The organism is Acidimicrobiales bacterium (genome assembly GCA_030747595.1).
Lineage (GTDB): Bacteria > Actinomycetota > Acidimicrobiia > Acidimicrobiales > MedAcidi-G1 > UBA9410.
In genome coordinates this window covers 23,781-33,724 of sequence record JASLKK010000016.1, presented here as the reverse complement: position 1 = coordinate 33,724, position 9,944 = coordinate 23,781, and the positions used below count along the sequence as shown (strand labels likewise).

Genomic DNA, 9,944 nt, shown 5'->3' with positions numbered 1-9,944 from the left:
GTCCCTCTCTGAGGGGCAGGCAACGGGACACGGTGACCGGAGGCCGGGCCCACAAGGGCCCGGCCTCCCACCGTTTTAAGAAGCCTTCTTCTAGTCGGGCCGTTGCACCGTTCACCGAGCCCTGCCGGGGCGACACCACTAGAAGCCAACCGATAGGGTCTGCTGCCTTGCAGCGACACGGGTCACAGCGGTGAGGTCCGCCCGATGAGCGAATTTCGGTCGTCGCGCGACGGCCGTATCACCGACGAACGGCCGTGGTGGGACACCTTCCCGTGGTGGTCGGTGATCATTCTCGCTGTGCTGGTGTGGATGGGCTTCCAGATCATCGTCAACGACGACTACGGCCTCGCCTGGGAACGGATCATTCCCGGCCTTGGGCTCACTCTTCGCTCCACCATCTACGCCTTCGGCATTGCTCTGGGAATAGCGCTGATCGCCGGTACCGGCCAGATGTCGCGCAACGTGATAATCCGAAATCTGGCCCGCACCTACGTCGAGTTCGTCCGGGGCATCCCCATGCTGCCCCTGATCTTCACCGTGGCCCTGATCCTCGTTCCAGAGTTCACCGACCTGCTCAACACCCGCCTGAATGCGTGGTTCGGTTGGGAGTTCAACCTGTCGTTCGAGATGCGGGCCACGGTGACTCTCGCGGTCATCTATGGGGCCTACATGGCCGAAATCTTCCGAGGCGGTATCCAATCGATCCCACCGGGCCAGACCGAAGCTGGCCGGTCTCTAGGGCTAAACCGTCGCCAGACCATGCGATCAGTGGTCCTGCCCCAGGCCATGCGGGCCATCATTCCGCCTATGGGCAATGACTTCATTGCCATCCTCAAGGACACATCACTGCTTTCGGTACTTGGGGCCCTGGAGATCACCCAACGAGCCCGCCAGTTCTCAGCCAGCACGTTCAAGTTCCGTGAGGGTTACTTCGTGTCGGCCTTCATCTACCTAGTCCTGACCCTCAGCCTCTCAGTGCTTCTGGGTGTACTGGAGCGGCGCATGACCCGTGACCGAAAGGGCGAACGATGACTGCGCCCAACACGCCAATGATCAGCCTGCAGGGCGTCTCCAAGACATTCAACCGCACTATCCACGCTGTACGGGACGTGGATCTTGACGTGGCGGAGGGCGAGGTAGTGGTCATCGTGGGGCCCAGCGGTTCAGGCAAGTCCACCGTGCTGCGATGCATCAACCTCCTGGAGATACCGACCACTGGCATCGTCATCGTCGACGGCTCCAACCTCACCGACGTGGCCACCGATCTCGACCACGTGCGAGCCGAAGTAGGCATGGTCTTCCAGCAGTTCAACCTGTTCCCCCATCTGACAGTGCTCGAAAACATCACCCTGGCCCAGCGGAAGGTCCGGGGTCGTTCCAAGTCCGAGGCCAGCGAAATGGGCATGCGCCAACTCACCAGGGTGGGCATTCCCGATAAAGCCGACGCCTTCCCTCGCCAACTCTCCGGAGGCCAGCAGCAGCGGGTGGCGATCGCCCGAGCGCTCGCCATGGAACCCCGCGTGATGCTCTTCGACGAACCCACCTCGGCACTCGACCCCGAGATGGTCAAGGAGGTTCTAGACGTCATGTTGGAGTTGGCCAGCGAGGGCATGACCATGGTGGTGGTCACCCATGAGATGGGCTTCGCTAAGGCTGCCGCTGATCGTCTGGTGTTCATTGACGAGGGCGAGATCGTGGAGGTTGGCGCCCCCGAGGAGGTCTTCTCCAACCCAAGCCAGGACCGCACCCGGGCCTTCTTCGACAAGATCCTCTACTGACCGTGTCGCCATCATCCACTGACCGTGGGACTGGACCGGTGACGGTCGGATCGTCGCCTACTCCAGCTGTAGAGCTCGCCGGGATCACCAAGCGGTTTCCGGGTGTCGTGGCCAACGACCGGGTCGACCTTCGAGTCGCCGAGGGCGAGATCCACGCGGTAGTTGGCGAAAACGGGGCCGGCAAGTCGACGCTCATGAAGATCCTCTACGGAATGCAGACGGCCGATGAGGGGCAGATGCTGGTCGGTGGCGTCGAAGTGCAGTTCTCCTCACCATCGGAGGCCATTGACGCAGGCATCGGGATGGTCCACCAACACTTCATGCTGGCCGACCAGCTCACGGTGCTGGAGAACGTCGTTCTGGGGGCCGAACCGACCCGCCGGGGAGTGATCGACTACCACTCGGCTCGCCGCCATCTCGACGAGTTGGGCAGTTCCTATGGACTCGACCTACACCCCAATGACTTTGTGGAATCCCTAGAGGTTGGCGAACGCCAGCGTGTGGAGATCATCAAGGTCCTCTACAGGGGGGCGAAGGTCCTAATCCTCGATGAACCGACGTCAGTGCTCGTCCCCCAAGAAGTGGAAAAACTGTTCGACAACCTACGAGAGCTCAAGGCTCGGGGCCACACCATCATCTTCATCGACCACAAGCTCGAGGAGGTCTTGGCCATCGCTGACACCATCACCGTCCTTCGCCGGGGTCGCACCGTCGCCACTACGACACCTGACCAGGTCACGGCTGCCGAGTTGGCGGAACTGATGGTTGGTTCCGAACTACCGAAGCCGTCCACTGAACCGCGGGTAGCCGATCAACACGTGACGCTGTCACTTCGTTCGGCAACTGTTCCGGGAGATGACGGCCGACCCGCCCTAGAAGCCGTCAATCTCGAAATACACCGCGGTGAGGTCCTGGGAGTGGCCGGCGTGGAAGGCAATGGTCAAGGGGAGCTCATCGAGGCGATTCTTGGACTCCGCCCCTTCACTGGGGGCGAACTGCTCCTAGATGGGGAACCCATCACCAACTGGCCGGTCCGTCATCGACGCGACGCCGGTCTCGGTTACGTGCCAGAGGACCGGCAACGGCGCGGACTGCTGCTCGACGCTCCCTTATGGGAAAACGTCGTGCTCGGCCACCAAACCCAGCGGCCCTATGCGCGGGGCCCATGGCTGGATCGTTCCAGCGCTCGGGCTGCTGCGGGAACGATCCTCTCGGATTTTGACGTCAGGGCGCCGGGCGTGGACACCACGGCCCGTGCGTTATCGGGTGGAAACCAGCAGAAGTTGATCATCGGGCGGGAAATGGCTTCTCGACCACGAATGCTTATTGCCGCCCACCCCACACGCGGTATTGATGTGGGCGCTCAAGCTGCGGTATGGGATGAGTTGCGAGAAGCGCGTCGCGAAGGAATGGCCGTCCTACTGGTGTCAGCCGACCTGGAGGAACTGATCGGACTAGCCGATCGCCTAGTGGTCATGCTCCGCGGGCGGATTGCTGCCGAATTGGACCCGACCAATACTTCGCCACGCCTGTTGGGAAGCCACATGACTGGGGCGGCAGTGGATGACCAAGGTGGTGTCCAATGAGCGTTCGGCGCTTCGTACTCGCCTTGGCCGCGCCCGCATGCGCATTCACCTTCTCTATAGGGGTGTCTTCACTGGTCCTGATGGCCTTTGGAACCAATCCAATTGACGCATGGGCCGAGATGCTGTCGTATGGCACCCGCCTAGAGACCTTCGTTGAGACAGGCAACCGCGCGACTCCCCTGTATCTGGCTGGCATTGCGGTGGCAATCGGCTTCCGCATGAACCTCTTCAATATCGGGGTAGAAGGCCAGTACGTACTCGCCGCGCTGCTAGCCGCATCAGCGGGTGCCGCGGTCGATCTGCCCCCGGTTCTACATGTTGCCCTCATCATGGCTGTCGCCATGGCGGTCGGCTCAGCGTTCGCTGGGGTCGCGGGCTACCTGAAGGTCAGCAGAGGCGTCCATGAGGTGATCTCCACCATCATGCTGAACGCCGTGGCACTAGCCGCCGTGGGCTTCCTTCTGCGCAACTGGCTCCTTGACGAGAGTGACACCACTCTCAACATGATGACGCCGGAAATACCGGCATCAGGCCAGTTCCCTCACCTCAACTCTCTTGTCGAGACGTTCACGCGAGAAATTAGTCGAGGTCGAGAACTCTGGGGCTTCCTACTGGTAGCGGTATTCGTGGGTGTGCTCTTTCACGTCTTCCTCAACCGCACGCGAGCCGGTTTCGACCTTCGAGCCACTGGCCTCAACCCGTTCGCTGCTGAAGCGTCGGGGGCAGATCCGTCAACCAACATCGTCCGAGCCATGTTGCTGTCGGGGGCCGTCGCTGGCCTGATCGGCCTTCCCGAAGTGTTGGGCGACGCCCACAAATATGACCTTGGATTCGCCCGCGGTCTTGGATTCACAGGAATCGCCGTGGCCCTTGTCGGACGGAACCATCCCGGAGGAATCGCGATTGCAGCCCTGTTGTTCGGCTGGCTCGATAGTTCAGCCCCGATCCTGGATGTTGTTGGGGACGCTCCCCGCGAGATTGTTTCGATCCTCCAGGGGGTTGTGGTGTTGTCGGCCGTAGTGGCCTACGAGGTAGTGAACCGGATTCGCCGTGTATCTGAAGCCCGAGATGCTGCAGTAGCCGTCCGACTGCCGGTCAAAACCTCCAACGGGGATACCGCGTAATGGAACTCCTACGGTCCTCGACGGTGCTTCGTTGGATGCTTGCCGCGCTCGGGGTGGTAGTCGTCCTATCCGTCTTGCAGGAACTGGCCCGACCAGCGACAATCGACCTCGTCTCTGTTGGCACCGCCGAGTCAACTCTCCGTCGGGCCGTACCAATCTTGTTGGCCGGGCTTGGTGGCATTTGGGCTGAGAGAGCCGGCGTCGTCAACATCGGACTCGAGGGAATGATGGTTCTCGGCACATGGTTCGGTGCCTGGGGCGCACTCGAGTTCGGCCCTTGGTGGGGAATAGCGATCGGTGTTGCTGGTGGCGCGGCCGGCGGCCTACTCCATGCTGTAGCCACTGTGGGATTCGGCGTAGACCACATTGTCTCAGGGGTGGCCGTCAACATCGTCGCACCAGCGCTGGCACGATTCCTGTCCGGCGAGGTGTTCTCCGGACGATCGGGTGGAGGCATAACGCAGTCGCCCCGGGTCGAGTCCGTCGGCCATTTCGATCTTCCATTCCTGTCAGGTGGCGAATTCCTTGGGTGGAAAACCCCCGACCTGCTCGGATGGACCGTGGATCAAGATTGGTTGCTCGTCTCCGACTTGGCCGCTGTCCTATCGGGCATTACCAGCAGCCTCTCGTGGGCGACTCTCCTGGCACTGACCCTGGTTCCCGTTTCAGTATTCGTGCTGTGGCGAACACCCTTCGGCCTCCAGATCCGAGCCTCAGGGGAACATCCCGTGGCCGCCGACAGTCTCGGCGTGTCCGTATACAAGATGAAGTTCACCGCGGTAGTGGTCAGCGGCGCATTGGCCGGCTTCGGTGGAGCATTCATTGCCATAGAACAGACGGGCGTCTACCGGGAAGGACAGGTTCAGGGCAGGGGTTTCATCGGCCTAGCTACGGTGATCTTTGGCAACTGGCAACCCGTGGGCGCCTTCCTCGGATCGCTACTCTTCGGCTTCGCCGATGCGTTGCAACTTAGAGACCGCACGGCAGTGCATGCCCTGCTGCTGCTCGCCGGCGTAGCCCTCGCGGGACTGGCCCTACGAGCCCTACTGAAGCACAGACACGGTTCTGCGGTGTTGCTGGCGAGCTCATCGGCAGCCGTGCTTTGGTGGTACGCGGTAACCGATGAAGTAGCCGGTGAGCTACCACCCATCACGCCCCATGTGGTCACCCTGCTTGTCCTGGTGTTCGCTACCAGCAGGCTCCGGATGCCTGCGGCAAACGGCCTCCGCTACCGACGTGGGCAGGAATAGTGGACCGTGTCCTTGACCCCGACCAGCGGGCTTCCTGGGACCGCGACGGGTTTGTGGTGCTCCCCGACTTCGTGGACACCGAACTCCAAGCCGACCTCCGGGACCGTATTGCTGAAATCGTGGCCGACTACTCCGCTTCTGGCCTTCCAGACGGCGCAGTCTCCGTATTCTCAACCACTGAACAGACCCACGCTCAAGACGACTGGTTTCTCACTTCTGGCGATGTAATCCGACCATTCCTTGAAGCAGGAGCCTTCGACGGTGTTGGCAATCAGATCGTCCCCATGGACCAGGCGCTCAACAAGTTGGGTCACGCCATGCACGATCTGGACCCCGTGTTCGACCGCTTCTCGCGCACCCCGGCCGTGGCCAGATTGGCTGCCGACCTGGGGTTCGTCGATCCCCTTCTCCTGCAGTCCATGGTCATCTTCAAGCCTTCCCACATAGGTGGCGAAGTGATCTGCCACTGCGACCACTCATTCCTGTGGACCGAGCCCCAGACGGTGGTCGGTTTCTGGTTCGCCCTGGATGACGCCACGATCGACAATGGCTGTATGTGGGCCATCCCCGGCGGACAGACCGGCGGGGCCCGCACCCGGTTCCGCCGTGAGGGCGCCGGCACGACCACCGACGTGCTGGACCCCACCCCGTACGACATGGATGCCCTGGTACCCCTCGAGGTGGAAGCGGGCACCTGCATCGCCTTCCATGGTTGCCTTCCACACTGGAGCGGCCCCAACACCTCGGACCAACCCCGGCTGGCCTACACGCTGCACCTCATCGATGGTACGGCCCACTACTCGCCTGACAACTGGCTACAACGGAGCCCCGACCTCCCCCTTCGTGGATTCTGAGCCCTGTCTTTCGGACCCATCAGTGGGTCTGGGTAGCCTGACCCATGGGAACTGATGCCAACCTCAACCAGCCGCTCCGGTTGGAGACGATCCGCCGGGCCCCCAAGGTGCTCCTCCACGACCACCTCGACGGCGGCCTTCGACCGTCCACGGTGCTGGATCTGGCCGACGACGCCGGGCACGTCCTTCCCGCCGCCGACGAGGCCTCTCTGTCCACCTGGTTCCACCGGGGCGCCGATCGCCGCGACCTGGGTCTCTACCTCGAGACCTTCGAACACACGGTCGGCGTCATGCAGACCCCGGAGGCCTGCCATCGGGTAGCCACCGAATGCGCCAGCGACCTGGCCGACGACGGCTGCGTGTACGCCGAGGTCCGCTTCGCGCCGGCGTTGCATACCGATCAGGGCATGGGGCTTGACCAGGTCCTCGAAGCTGTCCTGGCTGGTTTTGCAGACGGTTCGGTAGGCACCCCGCTAACCGTCCGCACGCTAGTCACGGCCATGCGAACCTCGACCGATTCACTCGAGGTGGCTGAACTGGCGGTCCGGTACCGGGACCGCGGCGTAGTGGGTTTCGACATTGCCGGCCGCGAAGCCGGCTACCCCCCGACGCTGCACCTGGCGGCCTTCCAGTACCTGCAACGGGAGAACTTTCACTTCACCATCCACGCTGGCGAGGCGTTCGGTCCTGCGTCGATCTGGGAGGCCGTGCAGTACTGCGGTGCCGAACGTCTGGGCCATGGGGTGCGAATCGTGGATGACATCACGACCAACGCCGACAGCGAGGCTCACCTGGGGCGGCTGGCCTCCTTCGTCCGGGACCGCCGCATCCCCCTTGAGCTCTGCCCGACGTCCAACGTGCACACCGGGGCGGCAGCCGACATCGCGTCGCACCCCATTGGCGACCTACGGCGGCTCGGTTTCCGGGTGACCGTCAACACCGATAATCGCCTGATGAGCGACGTCTCGATGACCTCCGAGATGGCCTCCTTGAACGAGACGTTCGGCTGGGGTCTGGCCGACCTGCGTTGGCTGACCATCAACTCCATGAAGAGCGCCTTCCTGCCCTTCGATGAGCGGCTGGCCATCATCGAGGATGTCGTCAAGCCCGGGTACGCCGAGCTAATGGCGGAGACCGGATGACCACGCTGTCCGAAGCCGATTCCCGGACCCTGGTCGCCGAAGCCGGCGTGATCGTATCGAGGTGGGCCACGGCCGATACTGCCGACAACGCGGCTGTGGCGGCCGAGGAAATGGGCTTCCCCGTGGTGGTCAAGCTGTGCGGTGATGCCATTGCCCACAAGTCCGAACGGGGGCTGGTGCGCCTGTCCTTGACCTCGGCCGACGATGTGCGGGCCGCGGTGACCGACCTGTTGGATGCGGCCACCGAGTCCGACGGCGACGTAGAACTGCTGGTTTCGACCATGGTGAGGGGCGACCGGGAACTCATCGCCGGACTGGTGCGTGACCCCCAGTTCGGACCGTGCGTAATGCTGGGCGTGGGCGGCGTCCTGGCCGAAGCGGTTGCCGACGTGGCCTTCCGCCTGGCGCCTCTGGAACGGCTCGATGCCCACGAGCTGATCGACGACCTGGGATCCCAGACGCTGCTCGGACCATTCCGGGGCCAGCCGGCCGTCGACCGCGACGCCCTGGCCGACACCCTGTGCGCCCTGGGTGACCTAGCCGTCGACCCAGCTATCGCCTCGATCGACCTGAACCCGTTGATCGTGGTGGAGGGCCAACCGGTGGCCGTCGACGCTCTCGTGGAGCGCACCTGATGGCGCGCGACCTGACCCCACTGTTCGAACCCCGCGGTGTGGTGGTGACCGGCGTGTCCAGCCATCCGGGCAAGTTCGGCTTCGTGACCCTCCACAACCTCTTGTCGTGTGGCTATCAGGGCGAGGTCTTCGCCGTGGGTCGACCCGATCCCGAGGGAGGAGCCACCATCATTTTGAACTGCCCCGTTCTGGCCTCCGTTGACGCGCTGCCCGAGGGGGCAGCCGAGCTGCTCGTGGTCTGTACCCCCGTGTCGGCCAACGAGCAGATAATCCGCACGGCTGCCGAGCGTGGCGTACGAGCCGTGTTCGTGGCCGCCGGCGGGTATTCAGAAGCCGGCGAAGAGGGCGCTGCGGCCGAGACACGCCTGGTAGCCCTGGCCGATGAACTGGACCTCGTCCTGGCCGGGCCCAACGGACAGGGCATCACCTCCCCACCGGTGGGCCTGTGCGCCCAGATCGTGGCGCCCTTTCCACCCCGAGGTCGAATCGGCGTGGCGTCGCAGTCCGGCAACTTCGTCTCGGCCTTCCAGAACTACGCAGGACAGACAGGGGTTGGCATCAGCCGTTCTGTATCCGCTGGAAACGCTGCAGCCACCAGCGTCGCCGACTATCTGGAGTGGTTCGCCGACGACCCGGAGACCGACGTCGGTCTCTGCTACGTGGAGGGTCTCACCGATGGGCGCGACTTCTTCGAGCGGGTCCGGGCCATCACTCCCCGGATGCCCGTGGTGGTCGTCAAGGGTGGGGCGACCACCGGTGGCCAACGGGCCGCAGCATCCCACACCGGTTCACTGGCGTCCGATGATCGCGTGTTCGACGGCATGGCCCGGCAAGCCGGTCTGGTCCGGGCTTCCACCATCGAGGCGGCGTTCGAAGCGGCCGCCACCCTGGCCACCCAGCCACTACCGGGCGGCAGCGGCGTGGTGGTGCTGACTACCGCCGGCGGCTGGGGCGTGGTGACCGCCGACGCGATAACCACCCATCGAGATCTGACGCTCACCACACTTCCCGACGACCTGCTGACCGCAGTGGACGCGATGCTTCCGCCCCGTTGGAGCCGCAACAACCCGGTTGACCTGGCCGGCGGCGAGACCCGGGAGACCATCCCCGAGTTGCTCGACATGGTGGCCGGCCACCCGGGCGTGGACTCGGTGGTCCAGCTGGGGTTGGGCATTCAGGGCAACACCGCGGCGTTGACACGTAGCGGACCGTTCCACCCCCACCACGGCCTGGAACGTATCGTGGACTTTCACGAGCGTCAGGAGCGCCGCTACGCCGAGGCAGCCGCCGACGCATCGACAGCCCATAACAAGCCGGTACTGGTGGCCTCCGAACTGGCCGTGACCCAACCCGACAACCCGATGGTGGGCGCCGTAAGGGGCACGGACCGACTCTGCTACCCATCGGCCGACCGGGCCGTGGCAGCCCTCGGCCATCTGGTCTGGTACTCCGCGTGGCGCCGGGCCCGCGCTTGACCGGACTAACCGCTTTTCGAAGCAGGGTGGAAGGTCCGGGCCATGACTATCGAGCACCCGCCCAGCCTCCAGCCCGGCTGGACCGTGGCCATCACCACCA

At 63.8% G+C, this 9,944-nt stretch carries 9 protein-coding genes; all 9 read left to right on the top strand.

The window, feature by feature from the left end:
• Positions 1-204 precede the first annotated feature (204 nt).
• From QF777_10990 to QF777_10950, 9 genes are read left to right on the top strand one after another with little or no spacing between them, the layout of a single operon-like run.
• Positions 205-1,032, top strand: a complete 828-nt coding sequence (locus QF777_10990) for an amino acid ABC transporter permease (protein ID MDP6912071.1) — start codon at positions 205-207, stop codon at positions 1,030-1,032.
• The gene (locus QF777_10985; GenBank protein ID MDP6912070.1) at positions 1,029-1,778 is read left to right on the top strand and encodes an amino acid ABC transporter ATP-binding protein; all 750 of its coding nucleotides are present in this window, start codon (positions 1,029-1,031) and stop codon (positions 1,776-1,778) included. Before QF777_10990 ends, QF777_10985 begins: the two co-directional genes overlap by 4 nt.
• 38 nt (positions 1,779-1,816) lie before the next feature.
• Entirely contained in the window at positions 1,817-3,364 is a 1,548-nt protein-coding gene (locus QF777_10980) for an ABC transporter ATP-binding protein (protein ID MDP6912069.1), read from the top strand.
• Positions 3,361-4,488, top strand: coding sequence for an ABC transporter permease (locus tag QF777_10975; protein MDP6912068.1), 1,128 nt, complete (start codon positions 3,361-3,363; stop codon positions 4,486-4,488). Before QF777_10980 ends, QF777_10975 begins: the two co-directional genes overlap by 4 nt.
• The gene (locus tag QF777_10970) at positions 4,488-5,738 is read left to right on the top strand and encodes an ABC transporter permease (GenBank protein ID MDP6912067.1); all 1,251 of its coding nucleotides are present in this window, start codon (positions 4,488-4,490) and stop codon (positions 5,736-5,738) included. Before QF777_10975 ends, QF777_10970 begins: the two co-directional genes overlap by 1 nt.
• Positions 5,738-6,592 (top strand): phytanoyl-CoA dioxygenase family protein, encoded by an 855-nt coding sequence (locus tag QF777_10965; GenBank protein ID MDP6912066.1) that lies wholly within the window; start codon positions 5,738-5,740, stop codon positions 6,590-6,592. Before QF777_10970 ends, QF777_10965 begins: the two co-directional genes overlap by 1 nt.
• 44 nt (positions 6,593-6,636) lie before the next feature.
• On the top strand, positions 6,637-7,734 hold the full coding sequence (locus QF777_10960) for an adenosine deaminase (protein MDP6912065.1): 1,098 nt from the start codon (positions 6,637-6,639) through the stop codon (positions 7,732-7,734).
• A complete protein-coding gene (locus QF777_10955) occupies positions 7,731-8,369 on the top strand; it encodes an acetate--CoA ligase family protein (GenBank protein MDP6912064.1) in 639 nt (212 codons plus the stop codon). The genes QF777_10960 and QF777_10955 overlap by 4 nt, the downstream gene beginning before the upstream one ends.
• Positions 8,369-9,844: a CoA-binding protein gene (locus tag QF777_10950; protein ID MDP6912063.1), complete on the top strand. Its 1,476-nt coding sequence runs from the start codon at positions 8,369-8,371 to the stop codon at positions 9,842-9,844. Before QF777_10955 ends, QF777_10950 begins: the two co-directional genes overlap by 1 nt.
• Positions 9,845-9,944: the final 100 nt, after the last annotated feature.